17 protein-coding genes are annotated in these 17,934 nt (G+C 50.7%); 5 read left to right on the top strand and 12 right to left on the bottom strand.

Annotated elements, in window-relative coordinates:
* Window positions 1–13: 13 nt before the first annotated feature.
* The 4 genes from ffh to wecB all read right to left on the bottom strand — a co-directional run bounded on the left by ffh (window position 14) and on the right by wecB (window position 3,702).
* Complete coding sequence (gene ffh / locus B9D94_RS09605) at window positions 14–1,396, bottom strand: signal recognition particle protein (protein ID WP_006211362.1); 1,383 nt, start codon at window positions 1,394–1,396, stop codon at window positions 14–16.
* A 21-nt stretch (window positions 1,397–1,417) separates the two neighbouring features.
* Window positions 1,418–1,774 (bottom strand): putative DNA-binding protein, encoded by a 357-nt coding sequence (locus B9D94_RS09600; protein ID WP_148246910.1) that lies wholly within the window; start codon window positions 1,772–1,774, stop codon window positions 1,418–1,420.
* A 138-nt stretch (window positions 1,775–1,912) separates the two neighbouring features.
* Window positions 1,913–2,560 carry a PAQR family membrane homeostasis protein TrhA gene (locus B9D94_RS09595; protein WP_036642034.1) on the bottom strand — a complete coding sequence of 216 codons (648 nt, stop codon included), beginning with the start codon at window positions 2,558–2,560 and terminating at the stop codon, window positions 1,913–1,915.
* Between the two features lie 77 nt (window positions 2,561–2,637).
* Window positions 2,638–3,702, bottom strand: coding sequence for a non-hydrolyzing UDP-N-acetylglucosamine 2-epimerase (gene wecB, locus B9D94_RS09590; protein ID WP_253806181.1), 1,065 nt, complete (start codon window positions 3,700–3,702; stop codon window positions 2,638–2,640).
* 263 nt (window positions 3,703–3,965) lie between these two features.
* On the opposite strand from wecB, the gene B9D94_RS09585 reads away from it, so the two are divergent.
* The 5 genes from B9D94_RS09585 (at window position 3,966) to B9D94_RS09565 (ending at window position 7,812) form a co-directional block, all read left to right on the top strand.
* Window positions 3,966–4,994, top strand: coding sequence for a glycosyltransferase family protein (locus B9D94_RS09585; protein ID WP_148246908.1), 1,029 nt, complete (start codon window positions 3,966–3,968; stop codon window positions 4,992–4,994).
* A 137-nt stretch (window positions 4,995–5,131) separates the two neighbouring features.
* Complete coding sequence (locus B9D94_RS09580) at window positions 5,132–6,166, top strand: glycosyltransferase family 2 protein (protein WP_148246907.1); 1,035 nt, start codon at window positions 5,132–5,134, stop codon at window positions 6,164–6,166.
* A 27-nt stretch (window positions 6,167–6,193) separates the two neighbouring features.
* Window positions 6,194–7,204 (top strand): polysaccharide pyruvyl transferase family protein, encoded by a 1,011-nt coding sequence (locus B9D94_RS09575; RefSeq protein WP_148246906.1) that lies wholly within the window; start codon window positions 6,194–6,196, stop codon window positions 7,202–7,204.
* Window positions 7,205–7,268: 64 nt separating this feature from the next.
* Window positions 7,269–7,544 carry a hypothetical protein gene (locus B9D94_RS09570; protein ID WP_228030025.1) on the top strand — a complete coding sequence of 92 codons (276 nt, stop codon included), beginning with the start codon at window positions 7,269–7,271 and terminating at the stop codon, window positions 7,542–7,544.
* A gap of 64 nt (window positions 7,545–7,608) precedes the next feature.
* Window positions 7,609–7,812 carry a hypothetical protein gene (locus tag B9D94_RS09565; RefSeq protein ID WP_006211370.1) on the top strand — a complete coding sequence of 68 codons (204 nt, stop codon included), beginning with the start codon at window positions 7,609–7,611 and terminating at the stop codon, window positions 7,810–7,812.
* 90 nt (window positions 7,813–7,902) lie between these two features.
* Here B9D94_RS09565 and ftsY read toward each other — a convergent pair whose 3' ends face one another.
* The 8 genes from ftsY to B9D94_RS09525 form a co-directional block, all read right to left on the bottom strand.
* Window positions 7,903–8,904: a signal recognition particle-docking protein FtsY gene (ftsY, locus tag B9D94_RS09560; RefSeq protein WP_006211371.1), complete on the bottom strand. Its 1,002-nt coding sequence runs from the start codon at window positions 8,902–8,904 to the stop codon at window positions 7,903–7,905.
* A gap of 31 nt (window positions 8,905–8,935) precedes the next feature.
* Window positions 8,936–12,505, bottom strand: a complete 3,570-nt coding sequence (smc, locus tag B9D94_RS09555) for a chromosome segregation protein SMC (protein WP_036642020.1) — start codon at window positions 12,503–12,505, stop codon at window positions 8,936–8,938.
* Between the two features lie 198 nt (window positions 12,506–12,703).
* Window positions 12,704–13,402, bottom strand: a complete 699-nt coding sequence (gene rnc, locus B9D94_RS09550) for a ribonuclease III (RefSeq protein ID WP_006211373.1) — start codon at window positions 13,400–13,402, stop codon at window positions 12,704–12,706.
* A gap of 12 nt (window positions 13,403–13,414) precedes the next feature.
* Window positions 13,415–14,653: a beta-ketoacyl-ACP synthase II gene (gene fabF / locus B9D94_RS09545; RefSeq protein WP_036642019.1), complete on the bottom strand. Its 1,239-nt coding sequence runs from the start codon at window positions 14,651–14,653 to the stop codon at window positions 13,415–13,417.
* 162 nt (window positions 14,654–14,815) lie between these two features.
* A complete protein-coding gene (gene acpP / locus B9D94_RS09540; RefSeq protein ID WP_006211375.1) occupies window positions 14,816–15,049 on the bottom strand; it encodes an acyl carrier protein in 234 nt (77 codons plus the stop codon).
* A gap of 109 nt (window positions 15,050–15,158) precedes the next feature.
* Window positions 15,159–15,908 (bottom strand): 3-oxoacyl-[acyl-carrier-protein] reductase, encoded by a 750-nt coding sequence (fabG, locus tag B9D94_RS09535; RefSeq protein ID WP_036642018.1) that lies wholly within the window; start codon window positions 15,906–15,908, stop codon window positions 15,159–15,161.
* 47 nt (window positions 15,909–15,955) lie between these two features.
* Window positions 15,956–16,888: an ACP S-malonyltransferase gene (gene fabD, locus B9D94_RS09530; protein WP_148246905.1), complete on the bottom strand. Its 933-nt coding sequence runs from the start codon at window positions 16,886–16,888 to the stop codon at window positions 15,956–15,958.
* A 49-nt stretch (window positions 16,889–16,937) separates the two neighbouring features.
* Window positions 16,938–17,927 carry a beta-ketoacyl-ACP synthase III gene (locus B9D94_RS09525; protein ID WP_006211378.1) on the bottom strand — a complete coding sequence of 330 codons (990 nt, stop codon included), beginning with the start codon at window positions 17,925–17,927 and terminating at the stop codon, window positions 16,938–16,940.
* Window positions 17,928–17,934: the final 7 nt, after the last annotated feature.

Here is a 17,934-nt window from a genome sequence, read left to right as displayed (position 1 = left end):
TTTATGTCCAAACTTAACGGAATGGGAACTTCATGCCTTTTCCACCAGTCAAGCCTTTTAACTGTTTCATTGCTTTATTTTTACCGCCTTTGGGACCCATCATATCCGAGAATTGTTTCATGACGCGGCGCATTTCATCAAACTGCTTGATCAGCCGGTTCACTTCAGCCAGCGAGGTTCCGCTGCCGGCCGCAATCCGTTTGCGGCGGTTGTGATTGATAATATCAGGCTGCTGCTTCTCCGCTGTAGTCATGGAGTGGACAATGGCCTCAATGCGTCCCATCTGCTTCTCGTCAACTTTGAGATCCTTGGTCTGCTTCATCTTGCCCATGCCGGGAATCATATCCATCAGCTGATCCAACGGACCGAGCTTCTTCACTTGGTCCATCTGTTCCAGGAAATCCTCAAACGTAAATTCAGCATTACGCATTTTACGTTCCATTTCCTTGGCTTTGTCTGCATCAATATTCGATTGGGCTTTCTCAATAAGGGACAGCATATCGCCCATACCGAGAATCCGGGATGCCATCCGTTCCGGATGGAACGGCTCCAGGGCATCAATCTTCTCACCCAGCGCCGCGAACTTAATCGGGCATCCGGTAACAGCTTTAACCGAAAGGGCAGCACCGCCTCGGGTATCACCGTCCAGCTTGGTCAATACAACGCCTGTAAGCGTCAATTGCTGATTGAAGCTTTCCGCAACATTCACCGCATCCTGACCTGTCATCGCATCAACAACAAGCAGCACTTCATCGGGATTTACAACACTGTGAATTTGCTTCAGTTCTTCCATCAGTTCTTCATCGACATGCAAACGGCCCGCAGTATCGATAATAACATAATCGTGACCGTTATCCTTGGCATGCTGCAAGCCTTGCTTCGCAATCTCAACCGGGCTTGTCTTGTCTCCAAGAGAGAATACAGGCACATTAATCTGTTCTCCAAGGACCTCAAGCTGTTTGATCGCTGCCGGACGATAAATGTCACCGGCTACGAGCAGCGGTCGGCTGTTCTGCTTCTGCAGCAGCTTGGCCAGCTTACCGGATGTCGTCGTCTTACCTGCACCTTGCAGACCGGCCATCATAATGACCGTAGGCGGTTTATTGCTCTTAACCAGTTTGGCCTGGCTGCCACCCATCAGCTCCGTCATTTCTTTATTAACGATGTCGATGATCACCATGCCGGGCGTAAAGCTGTCCATCACTTCCTTGCCGATGGCCTTCTCTTTCACTTTGGATACAAAATCCTTAACCACTTTGAAGTTAACGTCGGCTTCAAGAAGCGCGAGTCTTACTTCACGCATGGCGGCTGTTACATCTTCTTCGGACACCTTGCCTTTACCACGAAGCTTGCTGAACACATTCTGTAGTCTGCTGGTCAATCCTTCAAAAGCCATATCCGCCACCTCCGTTCATACTTAATCCCATACCTTTAATCGTTCAACCATATCGCTCATTACATTCTTATCATGTTCATCCAGGTCGCTAATCTCCACCCATTTCCGAAACTTATCCAGCTCACGGACACGCGTTTCATGCTTGCTCAGCAGCCCAAGCTTCTCTTCGTAAGACTCAAGCACCTGCTCTGCACGCTTAATATGTTCATAGACGGCCTGACGACTAATCTCAAATTCACCAGCGATTTCTCCCAAGGAAAAATCGTCATGGAAATAATATTTCAAAAAGGTCTGCTGCTTCTCTGTCAGCAGCTGCTCATAAAAATCGAACAGCAGATTGATCCGGTTCGTCTTCTCGAGCCGATTCTCCTGACTCATTTAAGGGCACCCCCTCGTCAAGGAAAAACACTTTACAGTTCGCTTAACGAACCTTATCATACATAAAACAAAGAAGGATGTCAAGCAATTTCCCTTGTCATCCTTCTTCATGTGCAGCAAGCCTTTTTCCTACCCTGTTTACCCGACAGGAAGAAGGTAGATCAGTATCGCAAAAAAGTGAAGAATCGATCCCGCAAGTACAAACAAATGCCAGATCGCATGATGGTACGGGAAGCCCCGCCATACGTAAAAGATGGTGCCTAGGGTGTACAGCACGCCGCCAAGAGCGAGCAAATTCATACCCTGCGGTGCCACAACCGCGGTTAAAGGGTTCCAGGCAATAACGATCAGCCAGCCCATCGCAATGTAGAATATCGTGGAGAGAAACAGAAACTTCTTCACGAAGAAGGCTTTGAAGATGACGCCGAACAGTGCAACTCCCCAGACGATTCCGAAGAGGCTCCATCCAAGCGTTCCACGAATAGCCACCAGCAGGAAGGGAGTATACGTTCCTGCGATAAACAAATAAATGGAGGAATGATCCATAAACTCAAAGAAATCCTTGGCTTTACCGTCCCTCAAGCCGTGAACCAGCGTTGAACTCAAATACAGCAGCAGCATCGTCGAGCCGTAGATCGTAAAGCTGACAATATGCCATGCAGTGCCCTTCAAACTTGAAAATACAATCAAGAGCACCAGCGCAGCAACACTTAGCGCCGCTCCTATGCCATGTGTTATTGCATTCGCTATCTCTTCTCGGCGTGGATAAGTGTAAGTATTGGCCATAACCGGTATCCTTTCGCTTGAAATCTTATACTTCATTATAAGCCCTGCCAGCATACAAAATCCAGCAAGCATCCAGATCAACGCCCTTTTGAACGGAAAAATTGCAAAATGGCGTCGACGATTTGACGCGAGGCATTGCCATCACCAAAGGGATTGCTGGCTCTTGCCATGTTGCGGTAGGTCTCCTCATCCGTTAACAGCTTCTCTATTCCTGCCACTACCTCATCGCAATTCGTGCCAACACACTTTAAGGTGCCCGCTGTAACCCCTTCAGGACGCTCTGTCTTGTCTCTCAATACCAGAACCGGTTTCCCCAGCGACGGCGCTTCCTCCTGAATACCCCCGGAATCCGTCAAGACGAGATATGCGCGCTGCATGATATGGTGAAGATCAACAACATCCAGCGGTCCTGTCAGATGAATTCGCTCATGTCCCTCCAGAGCTTGCGCTACCGCCTGCTGCAGAACGGGGTTCGGATGAACCGGATACACCACTTCGACATCCGGGTGGCTCTGGACGGTTCGCTTTACAGCCTCAAGCACGCCCTTCATAGGTTCACCCCAATTCTCCCGGCGATGCATTGTGATGAGAATTAAGCGAGCATTTTCCCGTAACTTGCTCTGTATAGGGTGCTCAAAGGGAGCCTGCAGCGTCCATTTCATGGCATCGATCCCCGTATTCCCCGTTACATACACATGATCCGTACGATGCTCGGCTCTGAGATTGGAAGCTGACAGCGCTGTAGGAGCGAAATGCATATCGGCTATTCGGCCAATCCATTCCCGGTTCATCTCCTCCGGAAATGGCGCGTATTTGTCATAGGTCCGCAATCCCGCCTCCACATGCCCAACCGGCACTTTCGCATAATAGGCCGCCAAGGCGCCTATGAATGCCGTTGTTGTATCCCCGTGAACCAGGACCAGATCGTACCTTTGCGCCTGGAATACATTTTCCATTCCTTTTAACAGGTCGGCACTAAGGCTGTACAGCGACTGTCCTTCCTTCATCATATTTAAATCCATCTGAGCCTCGATCTCAAAAAATTGAAGAACCTGATCCAGCATTTCCCGATGCTGGGCGGTGACACAAACGATTGGGGTCAATCCCGGAGTACGTTCCAATTCCTTGACCAACGGTGCCATTTTGATCGCTTCTGGACGCGTTCCGAAGATAACAAGAACATTTTTTTGATCCACGAATCTTCACACTCCCCCTCGCTTTCATATGAAAAGGTATATCTGGGATGACATATCTTAAGCATTATATGGAAATTTGATAGATTCGTTCTGGTCATACGCACGCTTGAGAAAAACCAACCATTTTTCAATCACTCGGCTCATTCGTCCAATTCTATGAAGCTAGCATTGCATATATTATTGCGAGAACAAAGAAAGGAGGAAACCTCTTGGCTGTCATCATTTATCCCAGAACGATGAACTGGTCGTACATGAAACAGAGACCGCAGCAGCTAATGACACAATTGGGCTCGCTTGGTCATCAGGTTTTCTTCGAAAACCTGGCACCGCTGGATAAGGAGTTTAAAGAGATTGAACCGAATGTGTATCTGTTTACGGATACCAAGGCATTTCTGCACAAAAAGCTGCCTGCATTGCGAAAGGAGCATCCCGTTGCCGTCTGGACGACCTGGTCCAAGCTCCGGACGCGCATTTCCACGCTCTTTGACCCTGATATTACAATCTACGACTGCTGTGATGAATTCCCGCATTGGGCTAAATACGAACCCAAAATGATTGACGAGGCGGATCATGTCGTATGTACGGCAGAGGTCATTCGCACCCGATTGTCACTGGCATACCCCGACAAACCACTGACCTTGATTCCGAATGGCGCTGATGCTTCGTTTTTTCATATTCCATCCAGTGATAGACCCGCTGATCTGCCTCCGGGTCCTGTTGTTGCTTATATCGGTGCTTGGGCCTATTGGGTAGATCATGAACTGTTCGCTAAAGCCGCCATTCAATTTCCGAACGTCCAGTTTGTATCCATTGGAGCTCCTTACGGCAGCTCAGGCGACTATTCGAAGCTGCCTAACGTGCATATACTCGGGGAAAAGCCGCACCACGAGCTCAAGCGTTACCTCACTCATATCGACGTTGCGTTGATTCCATTCCAATACCATCCGATTACGCTCGCAACCAATCCCGTTAAAGCCTATGAATACTTGGCATCGGGTGTCCGGGTGCTATCAACGGCCTTGCCGGAATGCATCGCCATGGAGCCGCATGTAACCACTGCGACAACCCATGACGATTTCCTTGTTAAGCTGGCCTCCATGCTTCATCACCCTGACACTGCAGAGCATAAGCTGGCCCGGATTGCGTACGCCCGAGAGAACCGCTGGATTGAGCGCGGACTGAAAGCCGATCAGGTCATCCGGCAAGTCCTCCATGATAAAGGCTTGACATCGAATTGATCCCGTACAACTTACTTCGCACGCAAGCATTAGGCTATGGATTGACCAATACGTCAGCGTACCGCGATCGTATCCTTCAGGAAGTCACACATGCGGACAGAGAATGGGTTCTCTGGAGCCTCAGCAGGTCTTTTCCCATGAGAAGAACACTCATTTCCTTCCCTATGCCTGCACATATCCCGGACGCTGTAGTCTGTATATGTGTTCATGGTGTTCCTCTCTATTGGAAAAAAACCTGGCTGCTCGCAAGGCTCACCCATTGGAACGCCAGGCTCCCCGCTGCCCGATTTCTGCCTTATGATCTGCTGCCAACGGACTCAAGACTTGTTCTGCATCTGGATGCATCACAGAACGATTCGTTTCAAAAGGAACTGCTGTATATTCTCCCGATACTTGCATCCACACAGATGCAAGAGAAACATACTGGAGACAAAGGGGACTTATCTCCTGTGGTCCCTGCTCAACCTGCAGTTTCCATATTGATGAGCATTCATAATATGAAAGACACTCTGGGCTGGAGCATCCGTTCTGTGCTGGCACAAACCAACGAAAACTGGGAGCTGCTGATTGGGGATGACGGCTCTGGGGACGAGAGTCTTGAGGAAGCCTGCGCTTATCAAGACAGCAGAATACGTGTTCTTTCGCAAGCGCGTAACCGCGGGAAAGCCATGATGATGAACCGGCTGCTCTTTGAAGCAAGGGGGCGTTACATTCTGGAACTGGATGGGGATGACTGGCTGGCACCGAACGCAGTAGCACTCCTGACCGAAGCGCTTGACCTGAATCCGGATGGCGGTATCGCCACGGGATGGTATGGCTGCTGGGAACGAACCAGGCAGTTCGGTCCGCTGTGGAGAAGGGATGTGGTCTCCGGCAGGCTTCATTCAGAATCATCCGCTCCGTTGCCCAATCCATCGAATGACCGCAGTCACCCGATCGTGCCCAGAATGTATCGCAAATCTTCTCTGATCGCCATCGGCGGCTGGTGGAATCGTGAGGATCGCCTCGGACGTATCTTCGAAGATATGGACGTTACCTCCCGTCTCCTGAAACACAGCTCTCTAGCTCATGTCACGGCTGTCCTCTATCATCGTGTCATCGACGGCACCAGTATCAGCCAACGTAATCGTAATCTGTTCAAAAGCTGGAATCAGCAGTCAGACAAGATCTAGAACGCATTCGCAAAGGAGGTGAACGTAATGCATATTGCCGCTTCCGGATACTATGGCATGGGAAACTTCGGAGATGACTTGTTTCTTCACACCCTTAGGCAAGTATTCCACGAACATCACGTCTACCCTTGGAACTCCCGCTTGGATCCGCGCCGAACGGATGCTTTTATTATCGGAGGAGGCGATTTAATCACACCCTACTCGTTCAACCGTTATTATTTCCCGCCACAATTAAATGGACAGCCCACATGGGTGTATGGCGTAGGTATCGTTGATGCCTACCCCGAACACACTTGGCCCGAAGAACAGGTAGCCGCGTATCGCGACATGATTTCCAAAGCGAACCGGGCCGTCTTCAGGGATGAACGTTCCTCGGCTATAGCCAAGCGGGCGCGATTTCATCCTAACGTGGAGATGGCTCCTGACATGGTGTTCGGCTATCGTCAGCCCGACATCCCGGTACAGCGATTTTCCAGACGTCCAACCATTGGGGTTGTTGTATTCGCCTATGAATCATTCCCTATGGACAATATGACAAAACTTCTGGGACATCTTACGGCAAAAGACTACCATGTCGTGCTTATACCGGTCATTCATCATCCGGGGAATGCGTACTCGGACTACAACACCTGTTTACAACTGCAGCGAAACATCAAGGAATGCACGCCTGCAGCTTCCGTTGAAACACTGCCGTTTCTTATGGACATTGAGCTGACTTACCGTTTCATTCAATCCGTTGACTATTTAATCTCCTTCAAACTTCATCCGTCGCTGGCCGCCTTGCGTGGGGGTAAGCCTGTACTGGCGCTCAGCACCATGAGCAAAGTGCATAGCCTCCTAAGCTCCTTTGGTCTAGGTCAGTATTTTACCGACTATCGTCAACCGCTTGAGGCCCTGATCGATAAAACCGAAACCTTCCTTAAGTACGGTCCTGGTCATGTGCAGCAAGTTATGCCTATGATCCGGGCAGCAGAGAACGAAAGTACGGCCTCGCTTCAGGATTTAAAGAATCATATTGAAGGGCACACCCGATGGTAATACAGAAAGGAGAATGACTATGTGTTGCTTCCTGTTCTGCAGACGACTTGCTGCACGAGTAAAGATGTTAACACGGCAAGTTGAGTTTCTAAGCCAGCAGACCGGACAATTGACCGAACGCGTAGAGTCACTGGAGAGTCAGGTGCTCACGGGCTTAACCATCATTCCGGAACTGATTCACTATTTCGAAGTCCGCACAGGGCAGCAAGTACGGGTCAGCACCACCTTTGTCACCTTGGAAGGCGTTGTTCTTGCAACTGCCGAGGACGGGGTACAGCTCCGTGAAGCTTCCGGAGATCTTGTGCTGATTCCATTCGCGAATATTACTTCCGTTCAATAAATCCCCTCAATGGCTGCTGATCTTCCGTTTCAAACTTTCATTACAGCAAGGAGGGAATTTCGATATGCGCTACGTGGATTGGCTGCAAGGATTTATCGGATCCGAAACCGAAGTAACGGTGTCGGGAGATGTGATCATTGGCACCCTGACCGAAGTGGGAGAAGGGACCATCTCTTTAAAAATCCCGCCCATCATCTATGGCCCGCCAACCGATACAGCTATCATCCCGCTTCGTGCGATTGAATTCGTTCGAATCGTCTCTTCTTAATCACATCCGGTTATCACTCGAATCGAACATGAAAAAGGACCGAAAGTACAACTTTCGGTCCTTTTGTGTTTGATTTAACTTCAGAAGCGTCTAATCTTCTTGTTCTGCTTCATTCTCTTCTTCCTTAATCAATCCGGCAAACAAGGCATGGACAAATTGCTCCGAATCAAAAGTCTGGAGATCCCCCATCTTCTCTCCAAGCCCTACCAGCTTCACTGGCAAATTCAACTCTTGACGAATCGCAATGACAATTCCGCCTTTAGCCGTACCATCCAGCTTGGTTAATACAAGCCCGGTCACGCCGCTCTTCTCACCGAACAGTTTGGCCTGACTTAGCGCATTCTGACCTGTTGTAGCATCGAGTACCATCAATACCTCATGCGGCGCACTTGGGATTTCGCGTTGAATGACACGGAATATCTTATTCAGCTCTTCCATCAGATTCGTTTTGTTCTGAAGACGCCCCGCGGTATCACAGATCAGAATATCTGCCTGCCGCTGTTTGGCTGCTTGAACCGCGTCGAACATGACCGCTGCCGGATCAGAACCCGGCTGCTGCTTAATGACCTCCACGCCAACCCGTTCGCCCCATACTTCGAGCTGTTCAATAGCACCTGCGCGGAACGTATCGCCCGCTGCAAGCATAACTTTTTTGCCCTCCTGCTTGTAACGGTGCGCAAGCTTACCAATTGTAGTTGTCTTACCAACTCCGTTTACGCCAACAAAGAGAATGACCGTAATTCCATCCGGATTCTCGCGCAGTTCATTGCTGCTGTCATCACGAAGGAGACCCATCAGTTTCTCGGACAATACCGGCTGCAAATCGGCAGCATCCTCGATCCGCCGTTTTTTCACTTCGGCACGAAGATCATCCATCAGGTCCATGACCGTATTGACGCCAACATCAGCGCCAATCAGAATCTCTTCCAATTCCTCGTAGAACTCCTCATCGATCTTTTTGCGGCGAATGACCAGGTCCGACACTTTCTCGATAAAGCCCTTCCGGGTTTTCTCCAATCCGTCCCTGAACTGTTTCGTTACGTTTTCTGTCTTGCTGGAAATGCTCTCTTTTAACTTCTTAAAAAAGCTCATACGTTCCCTCCATGTGATGGTTTATGTTAAATTAGGCGATCTCCGCTTCCTCATCCTCAAGTCTAACCGACACCAGCTTCGACACGCCGCCCTCTTCCATCGTGACGCCGTACAGTACATCCGCCTCTTCCATCGTTCCCTTGCGGTGTGTGACCACAATAAACTGTGTTTGCTCGGAGAACTCCCGCAAATACTGGGCAAAGCGTACCACGTTCGCTTCATCAAGCGCCGCTTCGACTTCATCAAGCACACAGAACGGAACCGGCTTCACCTGTAAAATGGCGAACAGCAGCGCCATAGCGGTTAATGCACGCTCTCCCCCGGACAGCAGCTGCAGGTTTTGCAGCTTCTTGCCGGGAGGCTGGGCAACGATATCAATCCCCGTCTCAAGCAATCGATCCGGATCAATCAGGACCAGATCAGCCCGTCCGCCTCCGAACAGCTTCGTAAACACCGTACCGAACTCGCGCCGGATCGCATCAAACGTCAGCTTGAAGCGCTTGGACATTTCATCGTCCATTTCTTTAATCACCTGATACAGCGTAGTTTTCGCTTCGACCAAATCCGCCTTCTGCTCGCTCAAGAACAGATACCTCTCATTGACGCGCTGGTACTCTTCAATGGCCCCCAGATTCACATCACCAAGAGAAGTTATAGACCGTTTCAGATCACGAACTTCATTCTGCGCTGCCGGAATGTCTTCGGGAATCGGATACCGCTGCTTGGCAAGCTCGTAACTCAGCTCATAGTCCTCGCTTAATTTTTTCAATATATTCTCAAGCTCAACATCGAGCCGGTTTACTCCAATTTCGGTCTGGCGAAGCTGATCGTCCACAGCCCGCAGCTGAGTCCGCTGCTCCTTCGTTTCACTCTCTTCGAGCTCCAGTTTCCGGCTTAATGCGCTGCGCGCTGCCCGTTTGAATTCCAGCTGCTGCGTAGCTTCTTCCTTCTTCAGCTTGTACTGATTCAGATCCTCGATCTGCTTCACGCTCTCGCTTTGGTTCTGATTGAGGTCTGCTTGAACGGAGGCCAGCATCGTGCGGTTCTGCTTCTGTTCCTTCTCATGGTTGTCCACATCCGATTGAAGGCGTTTGAGCTGCTCCTCCAGCGAGAAGGTTTCCTGATCCAGTTTACCTTCGCGAACCTTAAGATTCGTCAGTTGACTCTGAAGTTCTTCCTTCGCCGATTCGTTTGCTTTACGGGCAAATTCAGCAGCCTGGATCGCTAGATGTGTCGACTTCTCCTCGTCTTCAAGCTCAGACAATAACTTCTGTGCCCGAACACGGTTTTCCTGAATTTCTTTTGCTTCCTTCTCGTGGCTGCTCTTCTCCTCACCGGCTAGCTCTGCTTGCTCAAGGACGTGGCGCAGCTCATGATCAAGCTGCTTACGGTCTCCCGCTGCCTGCTGTTCCTCGACACGCTTGTCGTCCCCGGCTCTTCGAAGCTCGTCCAGTTTATCCTGAGATTCAACCATTTGATTCCGGACGCTTTCAATGCCCTGCTGGAGCTTCTCCAGCTGCTTCTCGGTTTCCGAAATTTCCTGATCCAGCTGTTCCAGCTGACGCTTACGGCCCAGCAGACTGTTCGTTTTCTTATGCTGACTGCCGCCTGTCATGGAACCGCCGGCATTAACCACGTCCCCTTCGAGGGTGACCACGCGGAAGCGATAGGAGAATCTGGCTGCAATCTTGTTCGCCTGCTCCAAAGTCTCCGCAATGACAACATTGCCAAGAAGACTTCCGACAATGTTGCTGTATCTTGAATCGTATTGAACCAGCTCGGAGCCGAAGCCCACAAATCCGGCTTCCCCTTCTGCCAGCGTTCGATCCGACGCGGATACATTCCGCGGACGAATGACGTCCAAAGGAAGAAATGTCGCCCGTCCTAACTGACGCTGCTTCAAGAAGGCAATCGCCTGCCTGGATACGGACTCGTTCTCCATGACGATATGCTGAACAGATGCCCCGAGAGCTGTCTCCATCGCAAGCTCCAGCTTTTCCGGTACGCGAATAAGCTCTGCTACTGCGCCGTGAACACCTTGAAGCACGGATTTGCGAGAAGCCTTCAATACTTCCTTAACACCCAGCATAAATCCGTCGAAGTCGTCCTGAAGCTCCTTCATGGTATCACGGCGCGAAATTTGCGCTTCCCGCTTCTGCTCCCATTTCCGAAGCGCTCCCTGCGTCTCCTCCTGCAGCTTCTGCAGGGATTGATACCGCTCGCTCTCACTGATATAACCGCTGCGGAGATCCGCGATCTCTTTGCCGAAACGTTCGATGCTGCGATCAATGCTCTCTTTGCGCTTCAGTAAATCTTCTTTCAGCGCTTCCCATTTGCCGGACTCCTCTTGTGCCCGGTTCATCCGGCGATCCAGCGCTTCTTGCTGCTGGTCCGCATAGCGGATTTCATTCCGCGCTTGAGCCATTTGGTTCATCAGCTCCAGCAGGTTCCCTTTCAAGCTCTCTTCCTGCTGCTGGCTGATTCCACCGGTTACGCCAACCAGCTTCGCTTCTTCCGCTGACAGCTGATCCCGCACATGAGTTAATTCCTGCTGCAGTTCCTGCAGCTTGTTCTTCATTCTAGCCAGCTCGCCCACGCGCTCACCTAATCGATGATCGCCAGAGTGCAGACTCTCCTCCAGCTGCTCGCGTGTCCGTTCCAGGTTGCGGCGGCGCTCCTTAAGTACCTCACCGTAGCCCTCGCTCTTCTCAAACAGCTCGCTGAATTGAAGCAGCTGGCTCTGCAGCTCTTCCACTTCCTCTTCCAGCCGGCGAAGAGCCGATCTGTCGCTCTCCAGCTTGGCATCATGGGCGGACACCACAGTAGACAGGGCAAGCTGCTCTTCCTTCAGCTGCTCCAGCTTCGCATTGGCTTCACTCCATGAGGTATGTATCTGCTCAATTTGATATACATACAGCGAAATTTCCTTGTGTTTCAGCTCCTCGCGGAGTTCCTTATAACGAAGCGCCTTCTCAGACTGCTCTTTAAGCGGCCCGATCTGATCTTCAAGCTCTGTAACCAGATCGTGAATACGGAGCAAATTTTGTTCCGTTTCATCCAGCTTGCGCACAGACTCTTTTTTACGTGATTTATATTTAACGATCCCGGATGCTTCCTCAAAAATTCCCCGGCGATCTTCTGATCGTGTGCTCAGAATTTCCTCAATGCGCCCTTGTCCAATGATAGAATAGGCTTCTTTACCAATCCCGGTATCCATGAACAGCTCCGTTATATCCTTCAGCCGACAAGACTGCCTGTTGATGAAATACTCACTGTCACCGCTGCGGTGTACCCGTCTTGTTACGGTCACCTCATTAAAATCCAGCGGCAGTACATGATCCTCATTGTCCAGCGTAAGGGAAACCTCACCGAAATTGACCGCTTTACGCGCGTCGCTTCCGGCAAAAATAATGTCTTCCATCTTGCCACCGCGAAGCGATTTGGCGCTTTGTTCACCAAGTACCCAGCGGATCCCATCCGAAATGTTGCTCTTGCCGCTGCCATTCGGACCAACAACGGCTGTAATTCCCCGGACAAATTCCATCTCTGTCTTGTCGGCAAATGATTTAAATCCTGCTAACTCGATCCGTTTCAAAAACATATTCGACCTATCACCTCTCCTGCTATTGTAACACAAGTAGAATCGGCTTCACCGCCGTCTTTGGACGAGGTCCACTAACGTCATAAACAGCTGTCCCTAAGGCAAATGCCAGACAACGAAAAGAGCAAAAAACAGTCATCCTATCCGGTTCCGCTTGACTGCTCTTTGCTCTTTGTTTGTCATCACATCAGCGAAGCTTTAGGCATCCGCACGTTTCAGCTGCTTTAAGGCTACTGCCGCTGCTTGCTGCTCGGCTTCTTTCTTGGATCTGCCGCTTCCGCGTCCAAGACATTCGCTTCCCATGTATACCTCCGAGACAAACTCCCGCTCATGTGCCGGTCCTCGCTCTTCTACGATACGATATTCCAGTGCGCCCATGCCGTGATGCTGGGTCAGTTCCTGAAGCTCGGTCTTATAGTCGCTCATCTGCGGACGACCATTGACGGTCACCGAGGGAAAAACATGGTCGCTCAAAAACCGGCGAACCGCTTCCAATCCCTGATCCAGATAAAGCGCCCCCACAAATGATTCAAATACATCGGCAAGAAGAGCAGGGCGGGTTCGACCGCCCGTCATTTCCTCTCCTTTGCCTAACAGAACGTAACGACCAAAGTCCAGACCTACAGCGAATTGTACCAGCGAAGGCTCGCATACGATCGCGGCCCGCAGCTTGGTTAATTCGCCTTCCGGACGGTCCGGAAAAAGGTTGTATAGGAATTCGCTGACCGTCAGTTCCAGAACGGCATCTCCTAGAAATTCAAGGCGCTCATTGTCCTGGCTCTGACTGAAGCGATGTTCGTTAACATAAGATGCGTGGGTAAAGGCCTGCTTCAGCAGCATTGCATTGCGAAACTGGATTTGAAGTTTATGCTGTAACTGCTTCAGATCTCCACTCAACACACTGTCCCCTTACTCGGCGTATTTTTTCAGGATAATCGTAGCATTATGCCCGCCAAATCCGAACGAATTGGACATGACGATATCCAAATCGGCTTTACGCGGGTGATTAGGAACGTAATCCAGATCACATTCCGGATCCTGATCCTCCAGATTAATTGTTGGTGCAATAATTTGGTTCTTCAGGCTCAGCCCGCAGATAACGGCCTCAACGCCGCCAGCTGCTCCAAGCAAGTGACCTGTCATCGACTTGGTTGAGCTTACGGCAACTTTGTAGGCATGGTCACCCAGTGCCATTTTAACCGCCTTCGTCTCCGAACGGTCTCCGACCGGTGTTGAAGTTCCGTGAGCATTAATGTAATCCACTTCCTCCGGCTCAATGCCCGCATCGCGAATGGCCATCTTCATGCAGCGTGCTGCTCCGTCCGGATCCGGCTCGGTAATATGATGAGCATCGGCACTTAAACCATAACCGATCACCTCGGCATAGATTTTAGCTCCGCGTTTTGTTGCATGCTCTAAAGATTCGATCACGAGCACGCCCGCACCTTCACCCATGACAAAACCGTCACGACCGGTATCGAATGGCCGGCTGGCCTTCTCCGGATCGTCATTGCGGGTTGACATCGCACGCATAGCGCAGAAACCAGCCATCCCTGTCGGACGAATCGTTGCCTCCGCTCCGCCGCAGATCATCACATCTGCATCACCGCGCTGGATCAGACGGTATGAATCACCAATGGAATGCGTTCCGGTAGCGCAAGCCGTAACTTGCGTTGTGTTCGGACCCTTGGCTCCGAGATTGATCGACATTTGGCCGGAAGCCATATTCGCGATCATCATCGGAATAAAGAATGGGCTTACACGTTTCGGGCCCTTCTCCAGCAGGATGTTATGTTGATCCTCCCAGGTTCCCAAACCGCCGATACCCGATCCAATCGATACGCCAACCCGTTCAGCGTCGGCATTCACTCCAATTTCAAGACCGCTGTCCTCAAGTGCCTTCGAACCGGCTGCAACAGCAAGCTGCACGAAACGGTCCATTCTGCGCGCTTCCTTGCGATCCATATAATCTTCCGGGTTAAACTCTTTCATGGAAGCTGCGATCTGGGTTGTGTATTCGCTGACATCAAATGCTTCGATGCGGGATACGCCAGACCTGCCTTCCATTAAACTATTCCAGAATGTATCAAGATCTTGACCGATCGAGGTCATGACTCCCATTCCTGTTACAACGACTCTTTGTTTCAAACAAACTCACCTCTATATGGACTGCCCGTCCAGCCATGAAGTCCGAACCTCCGGCTCAAGCTGAACAAAGGCAGTAATAATCTATCACTTGTTGCCACTGAAGCTAGGATTGAATGTGGAGAAGTCCCGCCTTGCTAAAGAACGGGACTTAACTGTAATGACTTAGGTATGAGATTGTATGTAATTTACAACTTCACCTACGGTCGTAATTTTCTCCGCATCTTCATCAGAGATCTCCATATCAAACTCATCTTCCAACTCCATCACCAATTCAACTACATCGAGAGAATCAGCTCCAAGGTCGTCTTTGAAAGATGCTTCTAATGTTACGTCGGCTTCGTCAACACCCAGGCGGTCGATAACGATGCGTTTCACGCGTTCCAATACATCGGACATCCGGCTCACCTCCTCTTGGTAATTATACGAGATATGACTTCAAATTGCCATAGAAGGCATTTGAAAACGATTTAATGTCCAGCGGCCAGCGCCAGATCATCGGCGGCGTCTACATATACATACCGCCATCCACATGCAGCACCTGACCAGTCATATAGGATGCGCTGGAAGATGCTAGAAAGGCAACCACCCCGGCAATCTCCTCTGGCTGACCGAGACGGGCGAGCGGAATACCGCCGAGCAGACCTTCCCGCATGTCCTCGGAAAGTTCCCGGGTCATATCGGTATCGATAAAACCGGGAGCCACGGCGTTTACCGTAATTCCGCGGGAAGCCAGCTCCCGTGCGGCGGATTTGGTCAGGCCGATGACACCGGCTTTGGCCGCAACATAGTTGGCCTGCCCCGGATTGCCAAGGGCCCCGACAACAGAAGATATATTGATAATCCGTCCATAACGCTGTTTCATCATAGGGCGTGTCACCGCTTTAAGACAGTTGAATACCCCTTTAAGATTCGTTTCGATCACCTGATCGAACTCTTCTTCCTTCATACGCATGATTAAATTATCTCTAGTAATCCCTGCGTTATTCACCAGGATATCAATTCGACCAAAAGTCTCCATTACCTGCTTTACCATGGCTTCGGCTTCTTCGGTTCGTCCAACATTGGATTTTATCGCGATTGCCGATACGCCCTTTGCGCGAATTGCTTCCACAACCTCGGCTGCGGCAGCTTCGCTCCCTGCATAGTTGACCGCTACGTTAGCGCCCAGATCAGCAAGTCCGAGAGCAATGCTCCGGCCAATGCCGCGGGAAGCACCCGTAACAAGCGCAGTCTGTCCTTTTAGAGCTTCACTCATACCTGTTCCTCCTTTCTAGAGTGATCCGACATGGATCAGCAGTTATTTTATACGACAGTCTCCAAGCTGTTGACGCTGTCCAGGCTATTCACGTTAATGACTTTAACCGATTTGTCAATCTTTTTAATTAAACCGCTAAGTACGCTGCCAGGACCAATCTCGACAAAGGTATCCACACCCTGACTGATCATCCATTCCACACTGTCTTGCCACAGCACAGGGGAATATACCTGTTCCACCAGCAAACCGCGGATTGCAGCGGCATCGTCCACCGGGCGTGCCGTTACATTGGCAACCACCGGCACGGAAGGTGCATGGAAGGAGGCCTGCTCCAGCTTATCTGCAAGCCGGTTTGCCGCTTCCTTCATCAAGGAAGAGTGGAAAGGCCCGCTGACTTCCAGCGGTATTGCACGCTTGCCACCCGCTTCCTTAATTCTTTCTGCAGCAGCTGCAACGCCCTGGGCTGAGCCCGAAATGACAATCTGACCCGGACAGTTCATGTTGGCTAACTCCACGACGTGCCCCTCTGCTGTAATGCCACTGCACAGCGTGGTCAAAGCGTCCCGGTCTGCACCAAGCACAGCAGCCATAGCTCCCTGGCCTCCTGGAACCGCTGCTTCCATGTATTCCCCGCGGGCTCTTACGATGGATACCGCTTCTTCAAACGACAGCACGCCTGCGCATACAAGCGCACTGTACTCGCCCAGGGAATGGCCTGCAACGTAATCCGGCTCGATTCCCTTACCGCGAATGGCTTCCAGATAGGCCAGGCTTGTTGCCAACAGAGCAGGCTGCGTATTTACTGTTTGTTTAAGTTCTGCATCAGGACCATTAAAAATAATGGAGCTCAGCGAGAATCCAAGTTTATCATCCGCTGTTTGAAACATATCCTGCACGGAGGGAAGCGCGTCATATGCATCCTTCCCCATCCCGACGGACTGAGCGCCCTGACCAGGAAATATAAATGCTGTTTTACCCAAAATCGTTGGCTCCCTTCTATCTCTATCAAAAGGATCTAAATAAATGCTGTTACCAGATGAGTACCGAGGATCCCCAGGTTAAGCCACCGCCAAAACCAACCATTAATACCTTGTCCCCTTCTTTCAAGCGGCCCGACTCCTGCGCCTCGACAAGAGCTAACGGCACGGAAGCAGCTGATGTGTTGGCGTATTTATCAACATTGATAACAACCTTCTCCTCCGGAAGCTCCAGACGCTCCATAGCCGACTTGATAATCCGGATGTTCGCTTGATGAGGGACAAATAAATCAATATCCTTTTTGTCGATGCCTGCTTTGGACAATACGGCTTCCGTCGCAGAACCCATAACCCGTACCGCAAATTTAAACACTTCGCGGCCATTCATATAAATATAATGTTTATTCGTATTGATCGTTTCGGCAGAAGCCGGCAATCTGGAACCGCCTGCCTCGATATACAAGTGGGCTCCGCCCGCGCCTTCCGCGCCCAGATCGAACGCTTGGAATCCCCTGCCCTCCGGCACTTCACCGACAATCGCAGCTCCGGCACCGTCACCAAACAGGACGCATGTGTTCCGGTCGGTATAGTCCGTGATGCGGGACAAGCAGTCCACACCGATAACAAGAGCATTGTTGTACATGCCCGTCTTCACAAAATTCGTGGCTGTAGCAAGGCCATATACAAACCCCGAGCAAGCTGCCGACAGGTCAAATGCCGCCGCTTTCTTGGCTCCCAATCGATCCTGAAGCAGACATGCTGTGGACGGAAAGAACATATCCGGCGTAATGGTTGCCACAATGATCAATTCCAGATCCTCAGCCTGCATTCCAGCGGATTTGAGCGCATTTACCGCTGCATGATAAGCCAAATCCGAGGTAGCTTCATTCGGTGCGGCAATATGCCGCTCACGGATGCCCGTCATCGAGACAATCCATTCATCGCTAGTATCTACCATTTTCTCCAAATCACGATTCGATAGTATCTTCTCGGGCACATATTTGCCTGTTCCAATAATACCGACCGGACGCAAATTGTTCATGTCCTCA

It is taken from the genome of Paenibacillus sp. Cedars, assembly GCF_003184205.1.
Lineage (GTDB): Bacteria > Bacillota > Bacilli > Paenibacillales > Paenibacillaceae > Paenibacillus_AQ > Paenibacillus_AQ glucanolyticus.
Note: the sequence above shows the minus strand (reverse complement) of the source record. Positions and strands in the feature narration are given on the sequence as shown.

Excerpts from the sequence above, each read along its gene's own strand:
- B9D94_RS09580 (WP_148246907.1), top strand. The coding sequence starts at position 5,132 with ATGAGAAGAACACTCATTTCCTTCCCTATGCCTGCACATATCCCGGAC.
- B9D94_RS09570 (WP_228030025.1), top strand. The coding sequence starts at position 7,269 with ATGTTAACACGGCAAGTTGAGTTTCTAAGCCAGCAGACCGGACAATTG.
- B9D94_RS09565 (WP_006211370.1), top strand. The coding sequence starts at position 7,609 with ATGCGCTACGTGGATTGGCTGCAAGGATTTATCGGATCCGAAACCGAA.
- ftsY (WP_006211371.1), bottom strand. The coding sequence starts at position 8,904 with ATGAGCTTTTTTAAGAAGTTAAAAGAGAGCATTTCCAGCAAGACAGAA.
- fabG (WP_036642018.1), bottom strand. The coding sequence starts at position 15,908 with ATGAGTGAAGCTCTAAAAGGACAGACTGCGCTTGTTACGGGTGCTTCC.
- acpP (WP_006211375.1), bottom strand. The coding sequence starts at position 15,049 with ATGTCCGATGTATTGGAACGCGTGAAACGCATCGTTATCGACCGCCTG.
- B9D94_RS09575 (WP_148246906.1), top strand. The coding sequence starts at position 6,194 with ATGCATATTGCCGCTTCCGGATACTATGGCATGGGAAACTTCGGAGAT.
- B9D94_RS09600 (WP_148246910.1), bottom strand. The coding sequence starts at position 1,774 with ATGAGTCAGGAGAATCGGCTCGAGAAGACGAACCGGATCAATCTGCTG.
- B9D94_RS09595 (WP_036642034.1), bottom strand. The coding sequence starts at position 2,560 with ATGGCCAATACTTACACTTATCCACGCCGAGAAGAGATAGCGAATGCA.
- B9D94_RS09525 (WP_006211378.1), bottom strand. The coding sequence starts at position 17,927 with ATGAACAATTTGCGTCCGGTCGGTATTATTGGAACAGGCAAATATGTG.
- wecB (WP_253806181.1), bottom strand. The coding sequence starts at position 3,702 with ATGGCACCGTTGGTCAAGGAATTGGAACGTACTCCGGGATTGACCCCA.
- smc (WP_036642020.1), bottom strand. The coding sequence starts at position 12,505 with ATGTTTTTGAAACGGATCGAGTTAGCAGGATTTAAATCATTTGCCGAC.
- ffh (WP_006211362.1), bottom strand. The coding sequence starts at position 1,396 with ATGGCTTTTGAAGGATTGACCAGCAGACTACAGAATGTGTTCAGCAAG.